This is a genomic window from Pseudomonas sp. GW460-LB5 (assembly GCF_059423245.1).
Genome location: NZ_JBWKXT010000001.1, coordinates 72808 through 98351 on the forward strand (window position 1 = coordinate 72808; position 25544 = coordinate 98351).

Genomic DNA, 25544 nt, shown 5'->3' on the forward strand with positions numbered 1-25544 from the left:
ACCCGTGAGCGAGCAGAGGGATATCATCGAGCCCGAGGCCGACAGCGCGGGCGGGCGTGCACGTTTCGTCCAGGTGTTCCTGGCCCAGCGTGCGCGCATGGAGGCACTGGTCAGCCGGCGTGTAGGCTGTCGCGCCACGGCTTCAGACCTGGTCCAGGAGCTGTTCCTGCGTTTCTGGCGCCGCCCCGAGGTCAAGGTCGAGGCGCTGGACACGTACCTGTTGCGTTGTGCCGGCAACCTGGCGATCGACCACCTGCGCAGTGAAGGCAGCCGTGAACGCGTGGCAGAAGCCGCGCTGCCAATGGACGACACGGGCATGGCTCAGGCGCCCGAGCAGGCGCTGGAGATCGACCACGACCTGCAGCGCATCGAAGCCGCCTTGCGCGCCTTGCCCGAGCGCACCCGGCAGATCTTTCTGCTCAACCGCATCCACGGCTGCAAGTACGGTGAAATCGCCAAGGCCATGCAGCTGTCCCAGAGTGCCGTGGAAAAGCATATGATGCGCGCCCTTGAAGCGTGCAAGGCGAGTGTTGCCGAGCCCGCGCCCACCCCACGCCGGCCTGGGAGTGCCCGTCGATGAGCCGTTTGCCCCCGATCACCGAGGCGCAGTCCCAGGCCGCTTTGCAATGGCTCAGCCGCATCAATGAGCAGCCCGCGCAAGCGGAAGGGGCTGCGTTCAAGCGCTGGTTGCTGGCCGACCCCGGGCACCGTGAGGCCTACCAACAGGCCCAGGCGCTGTGGCAGAAAAGCGCCGCTCCGGCCGCGCAACTGGCCGACGAAGAACAGGACGCCCTGCAGCACTACCTCAATGCAATGGCCAGGCCACCGACCCGTGGCCCGTGGCGGCGGATGGCGGCAATGGCGATGGCGGCCTGCCTGATGCTGGCCGTGGGCGTTGCCGGGGGCTGGCACCCGGGATACTGGTTGCAGGAGCTGCAGGCTGACTACAGCAGTGCCGGGCAGATTCGCCAGATGACCTTGGCCGACCAGTCGCAGGTGACGCTTGATGCAGGTAGCGCCATTGCAGTCGATTTTGCCCAGGGTGAGCGCCGTGTGCGGTTGCTGCATGGCGCGGCATACTTTGAGGTCACTCATAACGGTGAGCCATTCGTGGTCGAAGCGGGCGGTGGCGAAGTGCGAGTGCTCGGTACCCAGTTTGAGGTGCGTGAGCAAGGCGAGGGCGCCCAGGTGACAGTGCGCAGTGGGCGGGTCAGGGTCAGCCCCGCGCAAGGCACTTTGGCGGGTGAACTGACTGCCAACCAGCAGGTGGCCTACAGCGCAGGCAGGGTAGGCGACACCTTGGTGGTGGACAGTGACAACCGCCTGGCCTGGCGGCAGGGGTGGCTGAACTATTACCAGGTGCCGCTGGCGCAGGTGGTCGAAGACCTTGGGCGCTATTACCCGGGGCGCATCCTGTTGCTGGATGGCGAACTGGGGCGGCGCAAGGTCAGCGGCAGCTTCCCGGTGACCGAGCCGCTGCTGGCGCTGGATTCGCTGGGCAAGGTGATGGGTTTTTCGCGGCAGACCGTGTTCGGGCGTTTGACCTTGATCCGGTAGTTGCCTGTGCCCGCGAAGAGGCCGGTACAGGGAAAATATTTTCAGTTAGCGGGTGAGGTAACAGGACGTGGCATCCGTGTAATGAGTGAAAGTGCGATTCATTCGCAATCATCACCCTCTCACAGGTCAGCGTCCATGAAGTTCTCCCCGCGTTGCGTCCCTCTCTGGCTCGGCCTTGCTGCGCTGCCGGCCTTCGCCGTCGCCCCCCTGGCAAGCGCCGCCGAGCAGCTGCAGGCCTTTGCCTTCGCCCAGCCGGCCCAACCGTTGGCCCAGGCGCTCAACGCCTTCAGCCGCACCACCGGCCAGAGCGTGGTCTACACCCTCGAACTGCCAGGTGTACAGGCCCCGGCATTGAATGGCCGGTTCAGCGCCGAGCAGGCGCTGCAACAGCTGCTGGGCAACGCCGGGCTGGCCTGGCGGCGCGTCGACGCACGCACCCTGACCCTCGAACCCGCCGACACTTCAGGCGCCCTCAACCTGCAGGCCACCAACGTAACCTCGCAGCTGGACGACTACAGCTACCAGCCCCCGGCCAGCGCTTCGATCATGCGCGGGCAGGGGCCGAATCAGGACATCCCGCAGGCCATCAACGTGGTACCGGCCCAGGTCATCCGCGACCAAGCCCCGCGCAACCTCGATGATGCCCTGGCCAACGTCAGCGGCATTACCCAGGGCAACAACTTTGGCGGCACATCCGACACGGTGATGAAGCGCGGCTTTGGCGACAACCGCGACGGCTCGATCATGCGCGATGGCATGCCCATCGTGCAGGGCCGCAGCCTCAACGCCAGCACCGAGCGGGTCGAAGTGCTCAAGGGGCCGGCCTCGCTGCTGTACGGCATCCAGGACCCGGGCGGGGTGATCAACGTGGTCAGCAAGCGCCCACAACTGCAGCAGTACAACGCCCTGACCGTGCGTGGCTCGACCTACGGCAGCGGCAAGAACGGCAGTGGCGGCGGGCTGGACAGCACCGGTGCGCTGGGCGACAGCAACTTCGCCTACCGCCTGATCGTCGATCACGAAGACGAAGACTACTGGCGCAACTACGGCGTGCACCGCGAATCGCTGGTGGCGCCGTCGCTGGCCTGGCTGGGCGAAGACACGCAGGTGGTGCTGGCCTACGAGCACCGCGAGTTTCTCTACCCCTTCGACCGTGGCACCGCGTTCGGCAGCAACGGCCACCCGCTGAACATCCCCGCCACGCGCCGCCTGGACGAGCCGTTCAACGACATGGAGGGGCGCTCCGACCTGTACCGCCTGGAAGTCGACCATCAGCTGGCCGACGACTGGAAGCTGCACTTTGGCTACAGCTTCAACCGCGAGACCTATGATGCAAGCCAGGTGCGGGTGACCGGCGTCAACGAAGCCAAAGGCACGCTGACGCGCAGCATCGACGGCACCCACAACGCCATGAGCCGCGACCAGTTCGCTACTCTGAGCCTGGCCGGTAATGTGGAATTGGCCGGCATGCAGAATGATCTGTTGTTCGGCGTCGACCATGAAGACCGCAAAGTGTATCGCGGCGACCTCATTCGCCAGACTGCCCGCTCCACCTTCAGTTACCTGAACCCCGTTTATGGTCAGGAGGTGGAAGGCACCAGCATACGAGCCAGTGACAGCGACCAGACCGACAAGCTGCGCACCGATGCACTGTTCATGCAAGACGCACTGCACCTGGACGAGCACTGGATACTGGTGGCCGGCGCACGTTTCCAGCAATACGACCAGTATGCCGGCCGTGGCCGGCCGTTCACGGCCAATACCGATACCAGCGGCCAGGCATGGGTGCCGCACGCAGGCATCGTCTACAAGGTTGATGACCAGCTCTCGTTCTATGGCAGCTACAGCGAGTCGTTCAAGCCCAACTCCAGCATTGCACCGCTGACCGGCGGTGTGGTGCTGGACGCTTCGGTCGCACCCGAAGAGGGCAAGTCCTGGGAGCTGGGAGCCAAGCTCGACATGCCCGGTAGCCTGACCGGTACCCTTGCGCTGTTCGACATTACCAAGCGCAACGTGCTGGTCGCCAATTTCGACAGCGGAACCGGCGAGACCGTCTACAGCAATGCAGGGGAAGTCATCACGGGGTGTGGAGCTTGACCTGACCGGGCAGCTCAGCGAGCGCTGGAGCCTGATCGGCAGCTATGCGTTTACCGATGCCAAGGTGACCAAGGACCCTGATCTTGAAGGCAAACGCCTGCAGAATGTGGCCAGGCACAGCGGTTCGTTGTCGGCGGTGTACGACTTCGGCAGCCTGTTCGGTGGCGACAATCTGCGCTTGGGGGCAGGCGCGCGTTACGTGGGTGAGCGGGCGGGCAACGCGACCAACACTTTCGACTTGCCGTCGTACACCGTGGCCGACGCGTTCGCCAGTTACGAGACCAAGCTTGATGAGCACAACGTGCGTTTGCAATTGAACGTGAAGAACCTGTTCGACAAGGTTTATTACAGTTCGGCGGTGAACCAGTACTTTGTGGCGATTGGGGATGCCCGGCAGGTGAGTTTGTCCAGCACCTTCGAATTCTAGGTATTTGCGGCTGCTTTGCAGCCCTGTCGCGGCACAAGGCCGCTCCTGCAAGGGAACGATGATCCCTGTGGGAGCGGCCTTGTGCCGCGAAAGGGCCGCAAAGCGGCCCCATTTCACGCCTTGAATGCCGAGCGATATTCCCCAGGCGTTGCACCAAGCGCCTGCCGGAACCGGTTACTGAAATGGCTGGCACTGGCAAACCCGCACAAAAGGGCAATCTCCCCCAGCGGTATCACCCCCAGTTGCAGCAGCTGGCAGGCCCGGTGCAGTCGCCGGGCCAGCAGGTATTGGTGCGGCGGTAACCCGAAACTGGTGCGGAACATGCGCGCAAAGTGGTATTCGGACAAGTTGCAGCGCAAGGCCAGTTCACCCAGGGTAACCGGCTGGTCCAGGTGCGCCTCGATGTAGTCGACCAACTGCCGGCGCAGGTTCGGCGCCAGCCCACCTTTCAGGCGCAGGCCCTGGCGCAGCCCCACCTGGCTGAGCAGCGCATGGTCGACGATCTCGTGTGCCAGGCTGCTGGCCAGCAGGCGCTCGCCGGGCTCGTCCCAGTCCAGCTGAATCAGGTGGCGAAAACGTGCGGCCTGTTGCGGGTCGTCCAGAAAAGTCGCTTCCTGCAATTGCAGCTCTCGCGGTTCCCGATCGAGCAGGCGCACGCAGCCCAGGGCGAACTGTGCCTCGCTGACATACAGGTGGGCCAGGCGGATTGCACCATTGACCACCCAGTTCGATTCCTGCCCGGCCGGCATCACGCACAGCTTGCCGGGCGCACCTTTGTCGGCCGGGCGCTGGCGGCGGAAGGTGCCGGTGCCGTCGGCGATGTAGCACGACAGGGTGTGATGGGTCGGCGCCTGGTAGTCGCGGGCATCGTCGCGGTTGCTCCACAACGCCCCCGCCAGCCCATCGCCCAGGTGTGCGCTGAGTTCCAGCCGGGCGTGGGGCGAGGCGTGCATGGCGTTGAACACTTGCAGCTGGGTGAGTGGCGTCATGGGTGGTTCCTCTGACGGCCATCGTACTGCGCTTGCGCCGCAGTGACAGCTAGCTGAGAGGGAAAAGCGCAAGTTTGTGCAAGCGGTTAATGCCAGGAGGACGAACACTGAGGGCCTCGGCGAGGGCTGCGCCCCCGATTCGCGGGACAAGCCCGCTCCCACAGCATGCGAAGGCTGCACGGTATTTGTGGGAGCGGGCTTGCCCCGCGAAGCGCCGGGCACCGATTTTGAAAGGCCCAAGGAACCGCCGCCATGAACCTGTCACTCTACCTGCTCACCGTCCTGATCTGGGGCACCACCTGGATCGCCCTGAAGCTCCAGCTGGGCGTGGTCGCCATCCCGGTCTCGATCGTCTATCGCTTCGCCCTTGCGGGCCTCATCCTGTTCGCCATCCTGCTGCTCACCCGTCGCCTGCAACCCATGAACCGGCGCGGCCACCAGATCTGCCTGGCCCAGGGCCTGTGCCTGTTCTGCGTCAATTTCATGTGCTTCCTCACCGCCAGCCAGTGGATTGCCAGTGGCCTGATCGCCGTGGCGTTTTCCACGGCGACCTTGTGGAACGCCCTGAACGCGCGGGTGTTCTTCGGCCAGAAGATCGCCGCCAATGTGCTGGGCGGCGGTGCCCTGGGCCTGCTCGGCCTGGGGCTGCTGTTCTGGCCGGAGCTGTCGCACCATGCGGCCAGCCGTGAAACCCTGTACGGCCTGGGCCTGGCCTTGCTCGGCACGCTGTGCTTCTCGGCGGGGAACATGCTGTCGAGCATGCAGCAGAAGGCCGGGCTCAAGCCCATGACCACCAATGCCTGGGGCATGGTCTACGGCGCCGCCATGTTGATGGTTTATTGCCTGTTCAGCGGCATTCCTTTCACCATGGAGTGGAACACCCGCTACATCGGTTCGCTGATGTACCTGGTGATTCCGGGTTCGGTAATCGGCTTCACTGCCTACCTGACCCTGGTCGGGCGCATGGGGCCGGAGCGGGCAGCCTACTGCACCGTGCTGTTCCCGTTGGTGGCGTTGAATGTGTCGGCGGTGGCCGAGGGGTATCAGTGGACGGCGCCGGCCTTGTGCGGGCTGGTGGCGGTAATGGCGGGGAATGTGCTGGTGTTTCGCAAGCCCAAGGCTAAGGTGGCTGAGGGTATTTTGGTGGCTAAATAGATAATCTGTTGCCTGTACCGGCCTCTTCGCGGGCAAGCCCGCGAAGAGGCCGGTACAGGCAAAGTAAGGCTGTCAGCCCTTCCATACCTGCGGGTTCACCAGGTCGCGCGGCCGCTCACCCAGCAGCGCCGCGCGCAGGTTGTCCATCGCGCGGTTGGCCATGGCCTCACGGGTTTCGGCAGTGGCCGAACCAATGTGCGGCAACGTCAGCGCATTGGGCAGTTTGAACAGCGGCGAATCGCTCAGTGGCTCCTTCTCGTACACATCCAGGCCAGCCCCACGAATGGTGCCGTTCTGCAACGCTTCGATCAGCGCTGCTTCATCCACCACCGGCCCGCGGGCGATGTTGATCAGGAAGGCACTTGGCTTCATCAGCTTCAGTTCCCGGGCGCTGATCAGCTTGCGGGTGGCGTCGGACAATGGCACCACGATAACGACGAAGTCCGCTTCGGCCAGCAACTGCTCCAGGCTGCGGAACTGTGCGCCCAGCTCTTGCTCAAGCGCGGTTTTGCGGCTGTTGCCCGCGTAGATGACCGGCATGTTGAAGCCGAACCGGCCACGACGGGCAATGGCGGCACCGATGTTGCCCATGCCGACGATACCCAGTGTCTTGCCATGCACATCACTGCCGAAGAGCGCCGGCCCCACGGTGGCCTGCCAGTTGCCGGCCTTGGTCCAGGCATCCAGTTCGGCCGTGCGGCGGGCGCAGCCCATGACCAGGGAGAAGCCCAGGTCGGCGGTGCTTTCGGTGAGTACGTCGGGGGTGTTGGTCAGGGCGATGCCGCGTTCGTTGAAGTAGTCCAGGTCATAGTTGTCGTAGCCGACCGACACGCTGGACACTACCTCCAGCCTGGCCGCGCCTTCAAGCTGCGCACGGCCCAGCTTGCGGCCAACGCCGATCAGGCCGTGGGCCTCAGGCAGGGCTTCGTTGAACTGGGCGTTGATGTCGCCGAGCTTGGGGTTGGGCAAAATCACGTTGAAGTCTTGCTGCAGGCGCTCGGCCATGGCCGGGGTGATACGGCTGAAGGCCAGGACGGTCTTTTTCATCGGGCAACTTCTCTGCAAGGCGGTGGGACGAGGGTGGATTCTTCGCGGGTAAATCGGAGCGCTTCACCGCCGCTCCCACAGGTTATGTACAGGCCTTGAGGGCAGCGCTGTACCTGTGGGAGCGGGCATGCCCGCGAATGGGCCGACAATGGTTAGCAACCTACCATTGTCCACCCCCGCCATGCAGCAGCTTTTTAATTGGCGATCAGCACCTGATGGGTTTTCAGGTCCGCCTCATGGGCGGCGAGAATCTCCGGCAGCGAGTTGCGCAGGTACTCGACCCACGTCTTGATCTTGGCATCCAGGTACTGCCGCGACGGGTAGATGGCGTACAGGTTCAGTTCCTGCAGGCGGTATTCGGGCAGCACCCGCACCAGGCTGCCATCCCGCAGGCCATCGATGGCCGAATAGATCGGCAGCACGCCTACACCCATGCCGCTGCGGATGGCAGTTTTCATGGCGTCGGCGGTATTGACCATGAACGGCGAGCTGGTGATGTTGACCATCTCCTGGCCTTCCGGGCCGTCGAACAGCCATTTTTCCAGCGGGATCACCGGGCTGACCATGCGCAGGCAGGCATGCTTGAGCAGGTCGGCGGGCTTGTGCGCCACGCCGTGGCGGGCGATGTAGTCGGGCGAGGCGCAGACGATGCTGTAGGTGATGCCCAGGCGCTGCGACACGAACCCCGAGTCGGGCAGTTCGGTGGCCAGCACGATGGACACGTCATAGCCCTCGTCAAGCAGGTCGGGCACGCGGTTGGCCATGGTCAGGTCGAAGGTGACGTCCGGGTGCGATTCACGGTAGCGGGCGATTGCATCGACCACGAAATGCTGGCCGACCCCGGTCATCGAGTGCACCTTCAGCTGCCCGGCCGGGCGGGCATGGGCATCGCTGGCTTCGGCTTCGGCTTCTTCCACATAGGTAAGAATCTGTTCGCAACGCATCAGGTAGCGCTTGCCGGCCTCGGTCAGCGCAATGCGGCGGGTGGTACGGTTGAGCAGCCTTGTTTGCAGATGGGCTTCCAGGTTGGAGACCGCCCGCGACACGTTCGCGGTGGTCGTGTCCAGTTGCGCGGCAGCAGCGGTAAAGCTGCCAAGCTGGGCTACGCAACTGAAAGCACGCATGTTTTGCAGGGTGTCCATGGGTCACTCTCGATGTAGAGGACAAAATTGTGTCACGAAGTAACGCAGAAAAGATGAAAAGTTGCCTTCGACCAAAGGCGGATTATCGCTGTTTTGGTAACAAAGATTCGCAGGAATCTGCGCTTATCGCCAGTGCTGCCGCCCCCTAGAATTGCCCGGCCCCCTTCACCTCTTCCTCGGGAAATCGCAGCTGTGCCGCGTCGCATCATCAGAACGCTCAATGCGTTCAGTGCCTGTGCCCTTGCCCTCACCTTGAGTGGCTGTATCGGAACCTGGGGCATCGCCCCGCAAAGCAAGACGCTGCAAGCCAATACCTTGACCACCGACGCGGCCATACGCGAAGCCGCGACCGACGCCCATTGGCCCGACCAGCAGTGGTGGCACGCCTATGGCGACCCGCAGCTGGATCGCTGGATTACCCTGGCGGTAGCCGGTAGCCCTAGCCTGGCCATGGCCGCGGCGCGTGTGCGCGAGGCCAAGGCCATGGCCGGCGTGGTCGAGTCGGCCGAAAAGCTCCAGGCCAATGGCCAGGCCACCCTCAAGCGCCACAACTGGCCTGAGGACCAGTTCTACGGCCCGGGCGCGCTGTCGGGCGCCAACACCTGGGACAACAACGCCGCCATCGGCTTCAGCTATGCCCTCGACCTCTGGGGCCGTGATCGCAATGCCAGCGAGCAGGCTGTGGACCAGGCGCACATGAGCGTGGCCGAAGCCCGCCAGGCGCAGCTGGAGCTGCAGAACAACGTGGTGCGTGCCTATATCCAGCTGAGCCTGCATTTTGCCCAGCGCGATATCGTCAAGGCCGAACTGGAGCAGCAGGAGCAGATCCTGGCCCTGGCCAAGCGCCGCCTGGATGCCGGCATCGGTACCCATTTCGAAGTCAGCCAGGCCGAAGCGCCGCTGCCGGAAACCCACCGTCAGCTCGACAGCCTGAACGAAGACATTGCCCTGACCCGCAACCAGCTGGCCGCACTGGCCGGCAAGGGCCCGGGGGAGGGCGCGCAATTGCAGCGCCCGGCCCTGGCCTTGGCCGCGCCGCTGAAACTGCCATCGAACCTGCCCGCCGAACTGGTCGGCCAGCGTCCCGATGTGGTTGCCAGCCGCTGGCAGGTGGCTGCCCAGGCGCGAGGTATCGACGTCGCCCACGCCGGCTTTTTCCCCAACGTCGACCTGGTCGGCAGCCTGGGCTTCATGGCTACCGGCGGTGGCCCGCTGGAATTCCTGACCGGGCGCAAGTTCAACTACAACGTCGGGCCGGCCATCAGCTTGCCAATCTTCGACGGCGGCCGCCTGCGCTCGGAACTGGGTGTGGCGTCGGCGGGGTATGACGTGGCTGTGGCCCGTTACAACCAGACCGTGGTGGGGGCACTGAAGAACATCTCCGACCAGTTGATCCGCCGCGAGTCGATGAAAGAACAGTCGCATTTCGCTGCCGAGTCCGTCGCCGCCGCGCAGAAAACCTACGACATCGCCATGGTTGCCTTCCAGCGCGGCCTCACCGACTACCTGAACGTACTCAACGCGCAGACCTTGCTGTTCCGCCAGCAGCAGGTGCAGCAGCAGGTGCAGGCCGCCCGCCTGATTGCCCATGCCGAGCTGGTGACCGCCCTGGGTGGTGGCCTGCAGGCCGGTCAGGATGCGCCGAAAGAGGAACGCCAGGCCGCGCCGAAAACCCCGGCCACCCTGGCCATTTTCGACAAGAAGCCGGATAACGCCGAATGAGCACTTCCAGTTTGCCCGCGCGCTGGCTGCAAAGCCTGGAGTGGCGCCGGGGCTTCTTTGCCTGGGCCCGCACCGACGGCGTGACCTGGGTGTACATCTTCAAGGTGCTGGCCGCCGCGTTCATCACCCTGTGGCTGGCCATGCGCCTGGAGCTGCCGCAACCGCGCACAGCCATGATCACCGTGTTCATCGTCATGCAGCCGCAAAGCGGGCATGTGTTCGCCAAGAGCTTCTACCGGGTGCTCGGCACCCTGGCCGGCTCGGCGATGATGGTGGCGCTGATTGCCATTTTCCCGCAGAACACCGAGCTGTTCCTGCCCAGCCTGGCCTTGTGGGTGGGGCTGTGTTCGGCAGGCGCCATGCGCTATCGCACCTTCCGTGCCTATGGCTTTGTGCTGGCCGGCTACACGGCCGCGATGATCGGCCTGCCGGTGCTTCAGCACCCCGACCAGGCCTTCATGGCGGCGGTATGGCGGGTGCTGGAGATTGCCCTGGGCATTCTGGTGTCGACCTTCGTCAGCGCCGCCATCCTGCCGCAGTCGGCCAGTGCCGCCATGCGCAACGCCTTGTACCAGCGCTTTGGCGTTTTTGCCGGGGTAGTGGTCGAGGCGCTGCGTGGCGATAGCCAGAAGGACCGTTTCGAGAGCAGCAACGTGCGCTTCGTTGCCGAGGCCGTGGGCCTTGAGAGCCTGCGCAACGTCACTGCCTTCGAAGACCCGCACATGCGCCGTCGCAGTGGCCGGCTGGTACGGATGAACAGCGAGTTCATGGCCATTACCACGCGCTTCAACGCCCTGCACCGTTTGCTGGAGCGCCTGCGCGCCCGTGGCCCGCTGCAGATCGTCAGCGCCATCGAGCCAGGCCTGAACACCTTGGTGGAGCTGCTGCAGCCTTACGTGGGCCGGGCGTTGACCGACGCCGATGCACTGCGCCTGACCCTGGAACTGGCTGCCTACAAAGAGGGGCTGCAAGCGCAGGTGCGGGGCCTGCGCGCCGAGTACCTGGCGACCGACCCCAGCGAATCCGACCTCCTCGATTTCCACACCGCCTTCGAACTGCTGTACCGCTTCGTCGACGAGATGTTCAGCTACGCCCAAACCCACGCCTCGCTGGCCGCGCACAAACACGAGCGCGAACAGTGGGACGAGCCCTACGTGGCGCAGACCAGCTGGCTGGTGTCGCTGGCCGCCGGTGTACGCGCCTCGGCGGTGCTGTTGCTGCTGGGCAGCTACTGGCTGCTCAGCGACTGGCCCAGCGGCGCCATGATGACCCTCATCGCCACGGTTACCGTGGGCCTTTCGGCGGCGTCACCCAACCCCAAGCGCATGTCGTTCCAGATGGCCTGCGGCACAGCCATCGGCGCCTTTGTCGGCTTCTTCGAAACCTTCTTCGTGTTCCCCTGGATCGACGGTTTCCCGCTGCTGTGCATGGTGCTGGCGCCGGTGTTCGTGCTGGGCGCGTTCCTTTCGTCGCGCCCTGCCTATGCCGGTTACGGCATCGGCCTGCTGGTGTTCTTCGCGATTGGCTCGGTGCCGAACAACCTGACGGTGTATGACCCGTACACCTTCATCAACGACTACATCGGCATGGTCATCGGCATGTTCGTTTGTGCCGCCGCCGGGGCGATCATCCTGCCGCCCAACAGCCGCTGGTTGTGGAACCGCCTGGAGCAGGAGCTGCGCGAGCAGGTGCTGTTCGCCATCAGTGGCCGCCTGCGCGGTATCGGTACGGCCTTCGAAAGCCGTACCCGCGACCTGCTGCACCAGGCCTATGGCCTGGCGGCTGGCAAGCCGCAGGTGCAGAGCCAACTGATGGGCTGGATGTTCACCGTGCTGGAAATCGGCCACGCCGTGATCGAGCTGCGCAAGGAACAAGCTCGCGCACCGGTGCACCCGGCCTACGCCGAGTCGCAGCCGTGGCGCCAGGCCATCCGCGTCATGGGCCGTGCCCTGACACGTTTGTTCTTGCAGCCAAATGCCAGCAACCACGAACGCGCCCTGGTCGCCGTGGACCATGCCATTGCCAGGGTGCAGGCCACCGACGAACCGTTCGCCCGTCATTTCGACACCTCGGTACTGCGCCGCGCGCAGAGCTACCTGCACTTCATCCGTTCCTCCTTGCTCGACCCACAGTCGCCACTGGCACCGGCGAAAGGATTGCACCATGCCCCGTGAGATCGCCTTTCATGGCGTTTACATGCCCACCATGACCTTGATGTTCCTGTTCGCCCTGGGCCTGGCCTGGGGCCTGGACCGGTTCATTGCCAGCCATGATGGCTACCGCTTCTTCTGGCACCCGGCGCTGTTGCGCCTGAGCCTGTTCGTCTGCCTGTTCGGCGCCATGGCGCTTACTGTCTACTGGTGAGAATCCTTCGATGAAAAAGTTCTTCAGCCTGATCGCCACCCTGCTGGTGCTGGTCGCTGCCGTGGCCATCGGTCGCCAGTTGTGGCTGCACTACATGACCACGCCGTGGACCCGCGACGGCCGCGTACGCGCCGACATCATCAACGTCGCTGCCGATGTGCCAGGCTACGTGGTGGACGTACCGGTCAAGGACAACCAGCGGGTGAAGAAGGGCGACCTGCTGATCCAGATCGACCCCGAGCACTACCAGTTGGCGGTCGACCAGGCCAAGGCCATGGTGGCGTCACGCAAGGCCACCTGGGAAATGCGCAAGGTCAACGCCAAGCGCCGTGCCGACATGGACAACCTGGTGATCTCCAAGGAAAACCGTGACGACGCCAGCAACATCGCCAACTCCGCCCAGGCAGACTACCAGCAAGCCCTTGCCGAACTGGCGGCAGCCGAGCTGAACCTCAAGCGCACGCATATCGTCGCCACAGTGGATGGCTACGTGACCAACCTGAATATCCACAAGGGCGACTACGCGCGCACCGGTGAGGCGGTGATGGCGGTGGTCGACGAAAATTCGTTCTGGGTGTACGGGTTCTTCGAGGAGACCAAGCTGCCGCACGTGAAGGTGGGTGACCAGGCCGAGTTGCAGATGATGAGCGGCGAGCGCATCAAGGGGCATGTGGAGAGCATTGCCCGCGGCATCTATGACCGCGACAACCCACAAAGCCGCGAGCTGATCGCCGATGTGAACCCCACCTTCAACTGGGTGCGCCTGGCACAGCGGGTGCCGGTGCGTATTCACATCGATGACGTGCCGGAAGGGTTTTTGCTGGCGGCGGGGACGACGTGTACGGTGGTGGTGAAGCCGAGTTCGCCTTGAGAGATGTGTTGCCCGTAAGGTGGCACATGTCCCGATTCATACACTCGTCGCCCCCACCAACACAGGTACCTGGACCTGATCGATCACCTTCGAGCTGATCGACGGGTCGAGCAACCGCCCCAACCGTGTCAGGTGACGGTGGCCCATGATGATCAGCTCGCAGTTCAATTCCTGCGCCTTGGCCACAATCACATCAACGGGCTGGCCGGCCACCATGCACCCCTGGCAGGTGAAGCCGGCTTGCTGCAGCTCGCGCACGGCCGCGGCTACGGCGTGGTCGGCATGCTGCTGTTCCTCGCAGGCGGCGGGGTATTCTTCCAGTTCCTCGGCGGTGTAGGGCGCAGGTTGCTCATGCACGGCGAAGGTGGAATCGATGGCCAGCAGCACGTGCAGTTCGTGTTCACCGGGGCGGCAGTAGCGGCGCGCGAGGGTGAGCAGGGCGCTGGAAGCAGGGGAGGCGTCGATGGCGATCAGGACGGGGCTGGGCATGGGGATCCTTGGCTGAGGCTGAGTAATGTGCTTGCAGGTCGGGCCCTTTCGCGGGGCAAGCCCGCTCCCACAGGACTCCCAAAATGCCCAAACGCTGTGGAGTAACTGTGGGAGCGGGCTTGCCCCGCGAAAGGGCCGGACCTGCCCATCACCCATTTATGGCCAAACGTGCCCAGTGAATAAATGCCCCACCACGCAAGAGCGCATTGCGTCTGATGCAATCCACCAACCTGCTACCATCGCGTTTCCCACAGCTGTAATGGAAAACGGCCATGCAACTCCCGGACATGAACCTGCTCGTCGCCCTCGATGCCCTGCTCGACGAAGGCAGCGTCGTGGGCGCAGCGCAGCGCATGAACCTGAGCCCGGCCGCCATGAGCCGCACCTTGGGGCGCATTCGCGATGCCCTGGGTGACCCCATCCTGGTGCGCGCCGGCCGTGGCCTGGTGCCGACGCCGCGGGCGCTGGCCTTGCGCGAGCAGGTGCATGGGCTGGTAGAGCAGGCCGGGCAGGTGTTTCGCAGCCGTGACGATGTCGACCTGGTTAACCTGGACCGTGCCTTCAACATCCGCACCAATGATCTGTTCATTGCCCTGTACGGCGCTCAGCTGCTGCGCATGATGCTGGCCCAGGCGCCGCGTACGGTGTTGCGGTTCGTCCCGGAGGGCAGTGGTGACGATGATGCGGTGCTGCGCAACGGGCATATCGACCTGATCATCAGCTCGGCCATTGAGCTGGGGCCGGAAATCAAGGTGCAGAGCCTGTTCAACACCTACTTCGTGGGCCTGGCGCGGGAGGGGCACCCGATCTTCGACGCCCCGATCACCCCTGAGCGATTTGCCGCCTACCCGCAGATCAGCGTGTCCCGACGCGGCCGGGCCAATGGACCCATTGATGTGGCGTTGGCCAATCACAAGGTGGAACGTCGAGTGGCCCTGATCACCACCAGTTTCCATTCGGCGATGTTCTCGCTGCCGGATTCGGACCTGATCCTGCCGATACCCGCCAATATCCTCAACAGCGTGCAGCGGTTGAAGTTGCCATTGCGCTCGTTCGAGATCCCGGTGCCGTTGGAGAAGGTCAATGTGATGCAGGCGTGGCACCCGCGCTTTGACAACGACCCCGCGCACCGTTGGTTGCGCCAGACGTTGAAAGCGTGTGGCCGCATAGACCCGTGATTTCGGCATCGATTGCGTCTGACGCAATATACAACTATCAACAAGTCAGTTTTCGTCAGCATTCGACCTTCTTAAACTTGCCCCAGCCCTGAAATTGTTGCTGGAGATGTATTCCCATGAGTTCCCTGACCGCGCCCTCTGCGGCGCTGGCCGCCGCCCCCGCGCCGGCCGCACCTGCGCAGACGGCGTTTGGCCTGCAGGTGGTGGTCGGGCTGTTCGGTGTGTTGCTGGCCGTGCTGTGTGCAGGCCTCAACGAGTCGGTCACCAAGATTTCCCTCGCCGATATCCGCGGTGCCATGGGCATCGGTGCCGACGAGGGCGCCTGGTTGCTGGCGGTGTACAGCGCCGCCTCGGTCTCGGCCATGGCCTTTGCGCCCTGGCTGGCCACCACCTTCTCGCTGCGGCGCTTCACCATGAGCGCAATCGCCCTGTTCGCCGTGCTCGGCCTGTTGCAACCGTTCGCCCCCAACCTGCACAGCCTGATGCTGCTGCGTGTGCTGCAGGGCTTTGCCTCGGGAGCCCTGCCGCCGATGCTGATGAGCGTGGCCCTGCGCTTTTTGCCACCAGGTATCAAGGTCTATGGCCTGGCCTGCTACGCCCTGACTGCTACCTTCGGCCCCAACCTCGGCACACCACTGGCGGGGCTGTGGACCGAATATTTCGGTTGGCAATGGGCGTTCTGGCAGATCATCCTGCCCTCGCTGCTGGCCATCGTCTGCGTCGGCTGGGGCCTGCCACAGGACCCGCTGCGCCTGGAGCGTTTCAAGCAGTTCGACTGGCGTGGCGTGCTGCTTGGCCTGCCGGCCATCAGCTGCATCGTGCTGGGCCTGTCGCTGGGCGACCGCTGGGGCTGGTTCGATTCGCCGCTGATCTGCTGGCTGCTGGGCGGTGGCCTGCTGTTGCTGGTGCTGTTCATGTACAACGAGTGGTCCGAGCCGTTGCCGTTCTTCCAGTTGCGCATGCTGCAGCGGCGCAACCTGAGTTTTGCATTGGTGACCTTGGCCGGTGTGCTGATTGTGCTCTCGGGTGTGGGCAGCATCCCCTCTGCCTACCTGGCGCAGATCCAGGGCTACCGCCCGGCGCAGACCAGCCCGTTGATGATGCTGGTGGCCATGCCGCAGTTGATCGCCCTGCCGCTGACGGCGGCGCTGTGCAACATCCGCGCGGTGGACTGCCGCTGGGTGCTGGGTATTGGCCTGGCGATGCTGGCGGTGTCCTGTATCGGCAGCAGCCTGCTGACCAGCGAGTGGATCCGTGGCGACTTCTACCCGTTCTACCTGTTGCAGGTGTTCGGCCAGCCGATGGCGGTGCTGCCGCTGCTGATGCTGTCCACCAACGGCATGACGCCGCAGGAAGGCCCGTTCGCCTCCAGCTGGTTCAACACCGTGAAAGGCCTGGCCGCCGTGATCGCCGGTGGCCTGCTGGATGCCGTTGGCACCCTGCGCCGGCACTTTCATTCCAACCACCTGGTGGACAGCCTGGGCAACGCCCCGCTGGTCGACGACAGCGCTGCGGGCTTGGCCAGGCGCATCCACGACCAGGCGCTGGTACTGACCTCGGCTGACCTGTACCTGGTCCTGGCCTGCATTGCCGTGGCGCTGATCTGCCTGATTCCTTTCGTGCCTACCCGGGTTTATCCGCCGCGTGCGGTGGCCTGACCCCTGGATGAATTCGAGAACCGCTGAAATGACCAACAACCGCAAAACCCTGTTCATCGGCTCGGTGCTGGCCGTGGCTGTCCTGGCTGGCATCGTCGGCCCCTGGATATTTGGCAGCGACCACCGGCAGAGCACCAACGACGCCTACGTGATTGCCGACTACACCGTGGTCGCGCCAAAGGTGGCCGGCTTTATCAAAGAAGTGCTGGTGGAGGACAACCAGCAGGTCAAGGCCGGCCAGTTGCTGGCGACCATCGACGCCCGTGATTACCAGGCCGCCCTGGATGCCGCGCAGGCGCAGTTGCTGGTGGCCCAGGCGCAAAGCGCCGATGCCCGCGCCACCCTTGAGCGCCAGGCATCGTTGATTGCCCAGGCCGAGGCTGCTGTCAAAGCCGCCCAGGCCGAAGCGGCGTTCGCCGACCATGAGGTCAACCGCTACAGCCGCCTGGCCGAGCAGGGCGCCGGTACCGTGCAGAACGCCCAGCAGGCGCGCAGCGGCGTCGACCAGGCCCGTGCGCGCCTGGCCAATGCTCAGGCGGCGTTAGTGGCAGCGCGCAAGCAGGTGGATATTCTGACCGCCCAGGTGGCCAGCGCCGATGGCCAGCTGAAACGGGCCGAAGCGGGCGTGGAAAAGGCCCAGCTCGACCTGTCCTACACACGCATTACTGCGCCGGTGGACGGCATGGTCGGCGAGCGCGCACTGCGCATAGGCGCCTACGTCAACCCGGGTGCCCGCCTGCTGTCGGTGGTGCCGTTGCAGCAGGCCTATGTGGTCGGCAACTTCCAGGAAACCCAGCTGACCCACGTGCAGCCTGGCCAGCCGGTGAGCATCAGCGTCGACACCTTCTCCGGCGAAAAGCTGCAAGGGCATGTGGAAAGCATTGCCCCGGCTACCGGCGTCACCTTCGCCGCCGTCAAACCGGACAACGCCACCGGCAACTTCACCAAGGTGGTGCAGCGCATTCCGGTGAAGATCGTATTCGATGATGGCCAGCCACTGCTCACCCGCCTGCGTGTGGGCATGTCGGTGGAAGCGACCATCGATACCCGTGGCGACAAGCTGGACGGCAAAGAGGTAAGCGCACGATGAAACCGGCATTACGCTTGAGCCCGGTACTGCTGGCCGTGTTGCTGGCGGGCTGCACCATGGGCCCGGACTTCCTGCGCCCTGACAGCCAGGCACCGCAGCAGTGGGCGCCGCTGCAAGGCGAGGCGGCGGCCAGCCAGCCGCAGGCCCAACCGCTGGAACTGCGTTGGTGGGAAACCTTCCATGACGCACAGCTCAGTGCCTTGATCCAGCGCGTTGCCGAGCGCAACCTCGACCTGCAGATGGCCAGCGCCCGCTTGCTGCAAAGCCGCGCCCTGCGCAGTACCGTGGCTGCCGATGAAGTGCCGTCGGTGGATGCAAGCGCCGGCTACAGCCGCGCCCGCAACAGCGCCGAAGGCCTGAGCGATCCGTCTGGCAAGGCAGGCAAAGCGGCGTACAACCTTTGGCAAGGCGACCTGGTGGCCGGTTGGGAGCTGGACCTGTGGGGCCGCGTGCGGCGCCAGGTCGAGGCTGCCGATGCTACTGTCGAAGTGGCCGAGAACGACCGCCGCGGGGTGCTGCTGGCCTTGCTCTCGGAAACCGCCGGCAATTACATCCAGCTGCGCGCCGTGCAGCACACCCTCGATGTGACGCAGGACAACCTCAAGGTTGCCCGGCACAGCCTGAAGCTGTCCGAAAACCGCCAGGCCGAAGGAGTTGCCACGCGCCTGGATGTGGCCCAGGCCAGCGCCCAGGTTGCTTCGATCGAGTCGCGATTGCCAAGCCTGGAAGCCCGGCGTGATGACCTGATCAACGCGCTCAGCCTGCTTGCTGCCGAACCGCCGCGCAGCTTGCAGGCCGAATTGCTGCAGGGCGGCGAGCTGCCCGCGCCGCAGCAGCAGTTTGCCATCGGCTTGCCCTCCGAACTGGCCGAGCGCCGGCCGGACATCCGCCAGGCCGAAGCCCGCCTGCATGCCGCCACCGCCAGCATTGGCGTGGCCAAGGCGGATTTCTACCCGAGCATCCGGCTGTCGGGCAGTGTCGGCTTCCAGGCCATGCAACTGTCGGATTTCGGCGGCTGGGATTCGCGCCGCTTTGCCTTCGGGCCGCAGCTGTCGCTGCCGATTTTCGAGGGCGGCCGGCTCACTGGCACCCTGGAGCTGCGCGAGGCGCAGCAGCAGGAAGCGGCGCTGAACTACCGCAAGGTGGTGCTGGGGGCATGGCATGAGATTGACGATGTACTTCGCCTGTACAACGCCAGCCAGTTGCGCCGTGACCACCTGGCCGAGGCCGTGCGACAGAACCGCATCGCCCTGGAAACTGCCCAGCGCCAGTATGTGGAAGGGGCGGTGGACTTTCTCAATGTGCTGACGGTGCAGGGTGCATTGCTGGCCAGCGAGGAGCAGTGGATCGACAGCTCGGCGGCGGTGTCCCAGGCGTTGGTGGGGCTGTACAAGGCCTTGGGGGGTGGCTGGCAGGCGTTTGATGAGCAGCCCGCGAAGAAAGCGTAAAGGCAGGGCCGGTACAGGTAGCCGAGATCTCAGAGCGGGCGCAGCAGGCCAAAGCGCTTGCGCAGTGCCCAATCCAGCAACCGTCGCGGCAGCAACCTCGCCATCAGCGGCAACGCCGTACTGCCATTCCCCAACCGCACCATCCCCGGTACCGGCGATTTGCCGACTGCCGCCAACACACCCTGGGCAAACACCGCCGCCGAAGTCGGCTTGTCCTGCGAAGCCCGCGCCCGCGCCTGGACATGCTCACGCAACGGCCACCATGGTGAGTCCGCCGCCAGTACCTGCTCGGCCTGGCGCTGGGCATTGTTGGCGAACTGCGTGTCAATCGCCCCCGGCTGCACTTCCATCACCTGCACACCGAACGGCGCCAGTTCCAGGCGCAAGGCATCGCTCAGCGCATGCACGGCCGCTTTCGAGGCGCAGTAGGCACCGGCGAATGGCGTGACCAGCACACCGGAAACGCTGCCGATGTTCACCACCGTGGCGCGTGAGCGGCGCAGCAGCGGGAACAGCGCGCGGGTCACGCCGACCACGGCAAACACGTTGGTTTCGAACTGTTGGCGCAGGGCATCCACACCACCGTCCAGCAACGGGCCCATGGCGCCGTAGCCGGCGTTGTTGATCAGGATATCCAGGGTTTCGAGTTCTTCGGCCAGGCGGGCGAGGGCCTCACTGTCGTTCACATCCAGTTGCCGGGCGGTGAAGCCGGCGGCGTTCAGCACTTCAACATCCTCTGCCTTGCGAGCAGTGGCCCAGACGTGGTGGCCGGCATCGCGAAAGGCGTCGGCGAGGGCGCGGCCGATGCCGCTGGAACAACCGGTGATCAGGACGGTGGGCATGGGAGTAGCCTTCGATTAATTGGCGAATGTACCTTGCAGGTGCTCGGCGCGAAACTCCAGGGTCTGTGGCCGGTAACCGGCGCGCAGGGGGGGCAGCGGCAGGCAGTCCTTCCACTCGGCCCCCGGCTGCAAATCACCCGGCCCTCGGTAGCGCGGGGCGTTGTAGGTGCTTTCGGCCAGGTTCACCGTGTCGCCCGGTGCATACGCCGCCACTCGCCAGCGCAGTTCGGTCAGCGGGGCCTTGTTGCCGTTTTTCATGTGTACCTGCAACGCGCGGTCAGCCGGGCATTGTTCGGGGGCATAGGCAAGGCGCAGGTCCAGGCGGGCCAGTTGCGAGGCTTCGCGGGTTTCCTGCCAGGCAACGAACAAGGCTACCAGGCCCAGGCCACATACGGCGGCCAAGGAGATCGGTAGGGCCTTGGCCGGGTAGCGCAGCAGCAGCACCAGCCAGGTGAGGATGAGGAAGGCGCCGATGATCATGGGGCTTGCAGACCTAGGTTGCGCGGGGTCTGACCATCGTAGCCTGAAATGGGGGAGGGCTCAAAAACGCGAGCCCGCCCCCAGCCCTTGTGGGAGCGGGCTTGTCCCGCGAAAGGGCCGCAAAGCGGCCCCAAGGTTCACTTACTGCGCGATGGTCTTGACCGATACCCCACGCTCGACCGGCGTGGAAGTGCGCCCATACACATCCTCGAAACGCTCGATATCATCCTCGCCCAGATAGCTGCCGGACTGCACTTCGATGATCTCCAGCGGGATCTTGCCCGGATTGCGCAGGCGGTGGACCGAAGCGATCGGGATGTAGGTCGACTGGTTCTCGGTCAGCAGGAACACGTTCTCGTCACAGGTGACCTCGGCAGTACCAGACACCACAATCCAGTGCTCGGCACGGTGGTGGTGCATCTGCAGCGACAGGCTGGCACCCGGCTTGACGGTGATGTGCTTGACCTGGAAGCGGCCGCCCATGTCCACCGAGTCGTACGAGCCCCACGGGCGATACACTTCCAGATGGTTCTGGGTTTCAGTACGGCCCTGCTCGTCGAGGGTCTTGACCATCTGCTTGACGCCCTGGACCTTGTCCTTGTGGGCAATCATCATGGCGTCCTTGGTCTCGACCACCACGATGTTCTCCAGGCCGATCACCGACACCAGCTTGCCGTTGCCGTGGATCATGCAGTTGCGGCTGTCCTGCACCACCACGTCGCCCTTGGTGACGTTGCCGTTGTCGTCCTTCTCGTGCACGTCCCACAGCGACGACCAGCAGCCCACGTCGCTCCAGCCGGCCGACATCGGCACCACGCAGGCGCGCTGGGTCTTTTCCATCACCGCGTAGTCGATGGAGTTGTCCGGGCAGCAGGCGAAGGTCGCTTCATCGATGCTGAGTACCTCGTCCTCTTCCTCGCTGCGCTCCAGGGCCAGCACGCAGGTGTCGTAGATGTCGGCATCGTGCTTTTTCAGCTCTTCGAGGAAGCGGCTGGCGCGGAACAGGAACATGCCACTGTTCCAGAAGTAGCCACCGGCCTGGACGAACTCGGCGGCACGTTTTTCGTCGGGTTTTTCCACGAACTGGGCCACGCGCGCCACGCCCTCGGGCAGCAGCGCGTCCTGGCTGGAGCGGATGTAGCCGTAGCCGGTTTCCGGCTTGGTCGCCGGTACGCCGAACAGCACCATTTCGCCACGCTCGGCGGCAACGGTGGCCAAGGCCAGGGCGCGCTGCAGGGCCTTCTGGTCGTCGATCACGTGGTCGGCGGGCAGCACCAGCATCAGATCGTCGCGGCCTTCGTTGACCAGTTTCATGGCGGCCATGGTCACGGCCGGCGCGGTGTTGCGGCCAAACGGCTCCATCAGGATGCCCTGGGTTTCCAGCTTCAGCGCAGCGAGCTGCTCCTGGACGATGAATTTGTGGTCCTTGTTGCAGACCACGATCGGCGTGTCCATGCCTTCGAACGCCAGGCGCTCGAGGGTTTGCTGGAACAGGGTGTGTTCGCCGGTCAGGGCCAGGAACTGCTTGGGGAACTGCTTGCGCGACAGAGGCCACAGACGCGAACCGCTACCACCAGAAAGAATTACCGGGATCATCATGTTTCTCCAATAGTCGTTAAAGGCAGGGGATCAGTTGCTAGCCACGGGGCGAGTTACCCACACCGGCGACAAAGCGTTGCCGGAACCGGTTACGTACAGCACGGCGGCTTCGCCGCGCTCCAGGGCGACGGGTTTCACGTCACCCACTTTCTTGTCGCCCTGGTACAGCGCCAGGTTGACCTTGACCGGGTTGATTTCGCGTTCGCCACGGCCGTTGGCGGCCACCGGCTTGACCACTTCGGTCTTGCCGTCGGCGGTTTTCAGGGTCAGCTGCTGGTCGCTCAGGTTCTGCACGCGCACCAGGGCTTTCTGCTTGTTCTTGAACGGTGGTTCTTCGATCAGCTGCGGGTTGCCGGTGCCGCTGTTGACCAGGGTGTAGTACTTGTCCGAGGCCAGTTTCACCGGCACGCTCTTGCCGCCGACCTGGGCGGTGTAGTCGCCGCCTGGCAGGAAGCTGAAGTCGCTGCTGGCCTGGGCGCCAACCTGCTTGATCTGGGTGTTGCCGACCGACGCGGCAGCCGGTGCGCTGGCTGCGTTGTACAGGCGCACAAAGGTCGAGCCTTTCGGTGCGCTAGGGCCATACAGCGCAGCATCGGCACCGGCGAAGGCCTGCATCGAAGCAAGGGAAAGGCCGGCCGCGAGGGTGAGGGCTTTGGCAATGGAAGTCTTGGTAGTCATGTGCATTTCCTCTCTATCGTTCAGTGGTTCGTCCGGGTGGACGACAAGGCCAGGTTTTCTTCGGATTTACGGGCGTTTTTCAGCTGCGCGATCCACTGCGGATCGAAGCTGCTGAGGTCGTTTTTCATGGGTAGATAACGTTCGGGGAATTCCCACACCACCACTTGCGGTGCAGCGTTTTTAAAGGCATCGCTTTGCAGGTACTTGAGCATTGGCAGCAACGGGCCGTGGCCGTCTTCGGCGTAATTGGCAACGTCGCTGCGCAGGGCTTGTTGCAGCGCGCCGAGGAAGTTCCAGTGCGGGTTGGCGCTGTAGCTGGTACCCACCAGCGCGACCGGGATCTCGTTGTTGGCGAACAGCGCGTCATCGCCTTCAGCGGCGGCTTGCGCCGGGCGGGTGCTGCGTTGTTGCAGGTTGTCCGGGGCCGGCAGCAGGTTGCTGAACAGCGGGTCCAGTGGCAGGAAGTTGGTCAGGTCGCCTTTGTAGGGCGCCGTGCTGCCGGCTTCGGTGACGAAGGTTTGCGGGTCACCATTGAGCAGGTTCTGCCGGCTTACAGCCTCGGCCAGCGCCTGGGCGACGACTTCGGCGCCCATCGGTGTCCAGTGGGTGTCGGTGCGCAGGAATACCTGACCACGCGCCTTGGCTTGTTCCATGGCCGCTTGCAGGTCCGGGGCGAACACGTTGGCCTGGCGCACCTGGGCATGGAACTGGTTGTACAGGTCATCGTGCAGGCTGGCCGGCTGCTCCTTGCCCAGGTATTCCGAATAGACGCGCGCCTTGGCCGGGATGATCGCCAGCACCAGCTGGCTACCGTGCTGCTGCAAGGTGTCGCGCACGCCACGGATCAGCGCCAGGTTTTCCTGCATCAGTTGTTCGGCGCCAGCCGTAGGCTTGAACTCTTCGTCGCTGAACAGCCACTGGTCGCGGCCCAGCACCACACCGGGGCGGCCCTCGTTGAACAGCTTGAAGTCCATGGCCGCCCAAAGGTTGGTGCCCAGGCGTTTGATCGGGAACTCGGCGTCGTAGTGGGTCTCGGCGGCCTTGGCCAGCTTGCCGTTGAGCAGGGTCATCTGCTCGGTGCGCTGAAAGCTTTGCAGGCCACCGGTGGACCACACGCCCATGCCCACCAGCAAACCGAGGAACGACAGGGAGTAAGTAATGCGTAATGTGCGGTTCATGTCATCGGTCTCAGAACTGGAAGTACAGGAACGGCGAGTAGCTTTGCGCCGAAAGCTTGAGGATCGAGGCCACGAACAGCAGCAGCACCAGGGCGCGGGTCATCACCCGGGTCCAATCCAGGCCGATGGAGCCGTCGTTGTTGACCTGCACCGGAGTTGCCTGGGGCGTCGGCTTGGCATTGCGGTAGAAATCACGCAGGCCGAAGAACGCCAGGGAGATGTAGGCGACGATCAGGGTGGCCACTTGCAGGCCGGTCAGCTGGGCGCTGTTGAGCTCCGACAGCTGCCAGTCGCCAAAGCTGAACATGGCACCGTACATGCGGGCGGCCACATGCAGGTTCTCGGCGCGGAAGATCACCCAGCCCACCACCACCAGCAGGAAGGTGAAGGCCCACTTCACCGGGTTGAAGCGCTGCGGGTTGGTGTCGATGCCCAGCGCGCGTTCGATGGCCAGCCACATGCCGTGCCAGGCGCCCCAGATGATGTAGGTGAAGTTGGCGCCGTGCCACAGGCCGCCCAGCAGCATGGTCAGGAACAGGTTGCGGTAGGTGTTGAAGGTGCCTTTGCGGTTACCGCCCAAGGTGATGTACAGGTAGTCGCGCAGCCAGGTCGACAGGCTGATGTGCCAGCGCCGCCAGAACTCGGTAATCGACTGGCTGATGTACGGCTGCTTGAAATTCTCCATGAAGCGGAAGCCCATCATCAGGCCCAGGCCGATGGCCATGTCGCTGTAGCCGCTGAAGTCAAAGTACAGCTGCGCGGTGTAGGCCAGCGCGCCCAGCCAGGCATCACCCGTGGTCGGATTTTGCAGGGCAAAGCAGTGGTCGGCCACCACCGCCAAGGTGTCGGCGATGAACACTTTCTTGATGAAACCCTGCATGAAGCGGGTGCAGCCTTCGGAGAACTTGTCCAGGGTGTGGGTGCGGTTGTTGAACTGGTCGACCAGGTCTTTGAAGCGCAACACGGGGCCGGCAATCAGGTGCGGGAAAATGGCCACGAACGCCGCGAAGTCGATCAGGTTGCGGGTAGCCGGGGTGTCGCCGCGGTATACGTCGATGATGTAGCTGATCGACTCGAAGATATAGAACGAGATACCGATCGGCAGCAGCACGTGGGTGAGGATGAACGGCTCCAGGCCGAACGAGGTCATGATCGCGTTCAGGCTGTCGACGCCGAAGTTGGCGTACTTGAAGTAGCCGAGGATGGCCAGGTCGACGCCCACGCCCAGCAGCAGCCAGCGCTGCGCCGGTTTGGTTCGCACGCCGGCGGCACCCACTTTGAGGCCGATCCAGTAGTTCCACAGGGTGACCCCGGCGAACAGTGCAAGGAAGTCCACCCGCCACCAGGCATAGAAGATGTAGCTGGCAATCAGCAGCAGCAGGTTGCGATAGCGTTGCCCGCTCAAGTAGTACAGGCCGAGGAAGATCGGCAAGAACAGGAACAGGAACACGTTGGACGAGAAGACCATCCCGGTTCTCCTAATTTGTTCACAGCATCCAGGGCAAAGCGCCCCCCAAACCCCCCAGTGCAAGA

At 64.2% G+C, this 25544-nt stretch carries 21 protein-coding genes and 1 pseudogene; 12 read left to right on the forward strand and 10 right to left on the reverse strand.

Annotated features, from left to right (window positions below; genetic code table 11):
- Positions 1 to 4 precede the first annotated feature (4 nt).
- The 3 genes and pseudogenes from AC07XM_RS00380 to AC07XM_RS00390 all read left to right on the forward strand — a co-directional run bounded on the left by AC07XM_RS00380 (position 5) and on the right by AC07XM_RS00390 (position 4081).
- Positions 5 to 580, forward strand: coding sequence for an RNA polymerase sigma factor (locus tag AC07XM_RS00380; RefSeq protein WP_102689048.1), 576 nt, complete (start codon positions 5 to 7; stop codon positions 578 to 580).
- Positions 577 to 1557, forward strand: coding sequence for a FecR family protein (locus AC07XM_RS00385; protein ID WP_102689049.1), 981 nt, complete (start codon positions 577 to 579; stop codon positions 1555 to 1557). Before AC07XM_RS00380 ends, AC07XM_RS00385 begins: the two co-directional genes overlap by 4 nt.
- An 81-nt stretch (positions 1558 to 1638) precedes the next feature.
- Positions 1639 to 4081, forward strand: a pseudogene (locus AC07XM_RS00390) (TonB-dependent siderophore receptor).
- A gap of 113 nt (positions 4082 to 4194) precedes the next feature.
- Here AC07XM_RS00390 and AC07XM_RS00395 read toward each other — a convergent pair.
- Positions 4195 to 5070, reverse strand: coding sequence for a helix-turn-helix domain-containing protein (locus AC07XM_RS00395; RefSeq protein WP_102689050.1), 876 nt, complete (start codon positions 5068 to 5070; stop codon positions 4195 to 4197).
- 252 nt (positions 5071 to 5322) lie between these two features.
- Here AC07XM_RS00395 and AC07XM_RS00400 point away from each other — a divergent pair, with 252 nt between their 5' ends.
- Complete coding sequence (locus tag AC07XM_RS00400; RefSeq protein ID WP_102689051.1) at positions 5323 to 6225, forward strand: DMT family transporter; 903 nt, start codon at positions 5323 to 5325, stop codon at positions 6223 to 6225.
- A gap of 72 nt (positions 6226 to 6297) precedes the next feature.
- On the opposite strand, the gene AC07XM_RS00405 is transcribed toward AC07XM_RS00400, so the two are convergent.
- Together AC07XM_RS00405 and AC07XM_RS00410 are read right to left on the reverse strand one after the other, a co-directional pair.
- Positions 6298 to 7272, reverse strand: a complete 975-nt coding sequence (locus AC07XM_RS00405; RefSeq protein WP_016489032.1) for a 2-hydroxyacid dehydrogenase — start codon at positions 7270 to 7272, stop codon at positions 6298 to 6300.
- Between the two features lie 194 nt (positions 7273 to 7466).
- Positions 7467 to 8414 (reverse strand): LysR family transcriptional regulator, encoded by a 948-nt coding sequence (locus AC07XM_RS00410; protein WP_016489031.1) that lies wholly within the window; start codon positions 8412 to 8414, stop codon positions 7467 to 7469.
- Positions 8415 to 8606: 192 nt separating this feature from the next.
- Between AC07XM_RS00410 and AC07XM_RS00415 the strand changes: the two genes are divergently transcribed.
- From AC07XM_RS00415 to AC07XM_RS00430, 4 genes are read left to right on the forward strand one after another with little or no spacing between them, the layout of a single operon-like run.
- Complete coding sequence (locus AC07XM_RS00415; RefSeq protein ID WP_016489030.1) at positions 8607 to 10136, forward strand: efflux transporter outer membrane subunit; 1530 nt, start codon at positions 8607 to 8609, stop codon at positions 10134 to 10136.
- Entirely contained in the window at positions 10133 to 12310 is a 2178-nt protein-coding gene (locus AC07XM_RS00420; RefSeq protein WP_016489029.1) for an FUSC family protein, read from the forward strand. Before AC07XM_RS00415 ends, AC07XM_RS00420 begins: the two co-directional genes overlap by 4 nt.
- A complete protein-coding gene (locus tag AC07XM_RS00425) occupies positions 12300 to 12500 on the forward strand; it encodes a DUF1656 domain-containing protein (protein ID WP_009685040.1) in 201 nt (66 codons plus the stop codon). Before AC07XM_RS00420 ends, AC07XM_RS00425 begins: the two co-directional genes overlap by 11 nt.
- Before the next feature lie 10 nt (positions 12501 to 12510).
- A complete protein-coding gene (locus AC07XM_RS00430) occupies positions 12511 to 13371 on the forward strand; it encodes an efflux RND transporter periplasmic adaptor subunit (RefSeq protein WP_102689052.1) in 861 nt (286 codons plus the stop codon).
- 36 nt (positions 13372 to 13407) lie between these two features.
- On the opposite strand, the gene AC07XM_RS00435 is transcribed toward AC07XM_RS00430, so the two are convergent.
- Positions 13408 to 13860, reverse strand: coding sequence for a universal stress protein (locus AC07XM_RS00435; protein WP_016489027.1), 453 nt, complete (start codon positions 13858 to 13860; stop codon positions 13408 to 13410).
- Positions 13861 to 14132: 272 nt separating this feature from the next.
- Here AC07XM_RS00435 and AC07XM_RS00440 point away from each other — a divergent pair, with 272 nt between their 5' ends.
- The 4 genes from AC07XM_RS00440 (at position 14133) to AC07XM_RS00455 (ending at position 19234) form a co-directional block, all read left to right on the forward strand.
- Positions 14133 to 15038, forward strand: a complete 906-nt coding sequence (locus AC07XM_RS00440) for a LysR family transcriptional regulator (RefSeq protein ID WP_060517440.1) — start codon at positions 14133 to 14135, stop codon at positions 15036 to 15038.
- A gap of 116 nt (positions 15039 to 15154) precedes the next feature.
- A complete protein-coding gene (locus AC07XM_RS00445; protein ID WP_102689053.1) occupies positions 15155 to 16696 on the forward strand; it encodes an MFS transporter in 1542 nt (513 codons plus the stop codon).
- A 28-nt stretch (positions 16697 to 16724) separates the two neighbouring features.
- Positions 16725 to 17786 (forward strand): HlyD family secretion protein, encoded by a 1062-nt coding sequence (locus tag AC07XM_RS00450; protein ID WP_060517442.1) that lies wholly within the window; start codon positions 16725 to 16727, stop codon positions 17784 to 17786.
- Entirely contained in the window at positions 17783 to 19234 is a 1452-nt protein-coding gene (locus AC07XM_RS00455) for an efflux transporter outer membrane subunit (RefSeq protein ID WP_096426737.1), read from the forward strand. The genes AC07XM_RS00450 and AC07XM_RS00455 overlap by 4 nt, the downstream gene beginning before the upstream one ends.
- Positions 19235 to 19263: 29 nt before the next feature.
- Here the strand turns inward: AC07XM_RS00455 and AC07XM_RS00460 are convergent, their stop codons facing one another.
- From AC07XM_RS00460 to AC07XM_RS00485, 6 genes are all read right to left on the reverse strand, one after another.
- Positions 19264 to 20076 carry an SDR family oxidoreductase gene (locus tag AC07XM_RS00460; RefSeq protein ID WP_016489022.1) on the reverse strand — a complete coding sequence of 271 codons (813 nt, stop codon included), beginning with the start codon at positions 20074 to 20076 and terminating at the stop codon, positions 19264 to 19266.
- 15 nt (positions 20077 to 20091) lie between these two features.
- Entirely contained in the window at positions 20092 to 20556 is a 465-nt protein-coding gene (locus AC07XM_RS00465) for a hypothetical protein (RefSeq protein ID WP_016489021.1), read from the reverse strand.
- 141 nt (positions 20557 to 20697) lie between these two features.
- Positions 20698 to 22152, reverse strand: coding sequence for a mannose-1-phosphate guanylyltransferase/mannose-6-phosphate isomerase (locus AC07XM_RS00470; protein ID WP_102689054.1), 1455 nt, complete (start codon positions 22150 to 22152; stop codon positions 20698 to 20700).
- A 33-nt stretch (positions 22153 to 22185) separates the two neighbouring features.
- Positions 22186 to 22833 (reverse strand): alginate O-acetyltransferase AlgF, encoded by a 648-nt coding sequence (locus tag AC07XM_RS00475; RefSeq protein ID WP_016489019.1) that lies wholly within the window; start codon positions 22831 to 22833, stop codon positions 22186 to 22188.
- A gap of 20 nt (positions 22834 to 22853) precedes the next feature.
- Positions 22854 to 24011 (reverse strand): alginate O-acetyltransferase, encoded by a 1158-nt coding sequence (locus AC07XM_RS00480; protein WP_016489018.1) that lies wholly within the window; start codon positions 24009 to 24011, stop codon positions 22854 to 22856.
- Between the two features lie 10 nt (positions 24012 to 24021).
- On the reverse strand, positions 24022 to 25479 hold the full coding sequence (locus AC07XM_RS00485; protein ID WP_016489017.1) for an MBOAT family O-acyltransferase: 1458 nt from the start codon (positions 25477 to 25479) through the stop codon (positions 24022 to 24024).
- Positions 25480 to 25544: the final 65 nt, after the last annotated feature.

Excerpts from the sequence above, each read along its gene's own strand:
- AC07XM_RS00385 (WP_102689049.1), top strand. The coding sequence starts at position 577 with ATGAGCCGTTTGCCCCCGATCACCGAGGCGCAGTCCCAGGCCGCTTTG.
- AC07XM_RS00395 (WP_102689050.1), bottom strand. The coding sequence starts at position 5,070 with ATGACGCCACTCACCCAGCTGCAAGTGTTCAACGCCATGCACGCCTCG.
- AC07XM_RS00400 (WP_102689051.1), top strand. The coding sequence starts at position 5,323 with ATGAACCTGTCACTCTACCTGCTCACCGTCCTGATCTGGGGCACCACC.
- AC07XM_RS00405 (WP_016489032.1), bottom strand. The coding sequence starts at position 7,272 with ATGAAAAAGACCGTCCTGGCCTTCAGCCGTATCACCCCGGCCATGGCC.
- AC07XM_RS00410 (WP_016489031.1), bottom strand. The coding sequence starts at position 8,414 with ATGGACACCCTGCAAAACATGCGTGCTTTCAGTTGCGTAGCCCAGCTT.
- AC07XM_RS00420 (WP_016489029.1), top strand. The coding sequence starts at position 10,133 with ATGAGCACTTCCAGTTTGCCCGCGCGCTGGCTGCAAAGCCTGGAGTGG.
- AC07XM_RS00425 (WP_009685040.1), top strand. The coding sequence starts at position 12,300 with ATGCCCCGTGAGATCGCCTTTCATGGCGTTTACATGCCCACCATGACC.
- AC07XM_RS00430 (WP_102689052.1), top strand. The coding sequence starts at position 12,511 with ATGAAAAAGTTCTTCAGCCTGATCGCCACCCTGCTGGTGCTGGTCGCT.
- AC07XM_RS00435 (WP_016489027.1), bottom strand. The coding sequence starts at position 13,860 with ATGCCCAGCCCCGTCCTGATCGCCATCGACGCCTCCCCTGCTTCCAGC.
- AC07XM_RS00440 (WP_060517440.1), top strand. The coding sequence starts at position 14,133 with ATGCAACTCCCGGACATGAACCTGCTCGTCGCCCTCGATGCCCTGCTC.
- AC07XM_RS00445 (WP_102689053.1), top strand. The coding sequence starts at position 15,155 with ATGAGTTCCCTGACCGCGCCCTCTGCGGCGCTGGCCGCCGCCCCCGCG.
- AC07XM_RS00450 (WP_060517442.1), top strand. The coding sequence starts at position 16,725 with ATGACCAACAACCGCAAAACCCTGTTCATCGGCTCGGTGCTGGCCGTG.
- AC07XM_RS00455 (WP_096426737.1), top strand. The coding sequence starts at position 17,783 with ATGAAACCGGCATTACGCTTGAGCCCGGTACTGCTGGCCGTGTTGCTG.
- AC07XM_RS00460 (WP_016489022.1), bottom strand. The coding sequence starts at position 20,076 with ATGCCCACCGTCCTGATCACCGGTTGTTCCAGCGGCATCGGCCGCGCC.
- AC07XM_RS00465 (WP_016489021.1), bottom strand. The coding sequence starts at position 20,556 with ATGATCATCGGCGCCTTCCTCATCCTCACCTGGCTGGTGCTGCTGCTG.
- AC07XM_RS00470 (WP_102689054.1), bottom strand. The coding sequence starts at position 22,152 with ATGATCCCGGTAATTCTTTCTGGTGGTAGCGGTTCGCGTCTGTGGCCT.
- AC07XM_RS00475 (WP_016489019.1), bottom strand. The coding sequence starts at position 22,833 with ATGACTACCAAGACTTCCATTGCCAAAGCCCTCACCCTCGCGGCCGGC.
- AC07XM_RS00480 (WP_016489018.1), bottom strand. The coding sequence starts at position 24,011 with ATGAACCGCACATTACGCATTACTTACTCCCTGTCGTTCCTCGGTTTG.
- AC07XM_RS00485 (WP_016489017.1), bottom strand. The coding sequence starts at position 25,479 with ATGGTCTTCTCGTCCAACGTGTTCCTGTTCCTGTTCTTGCCGATCTTC.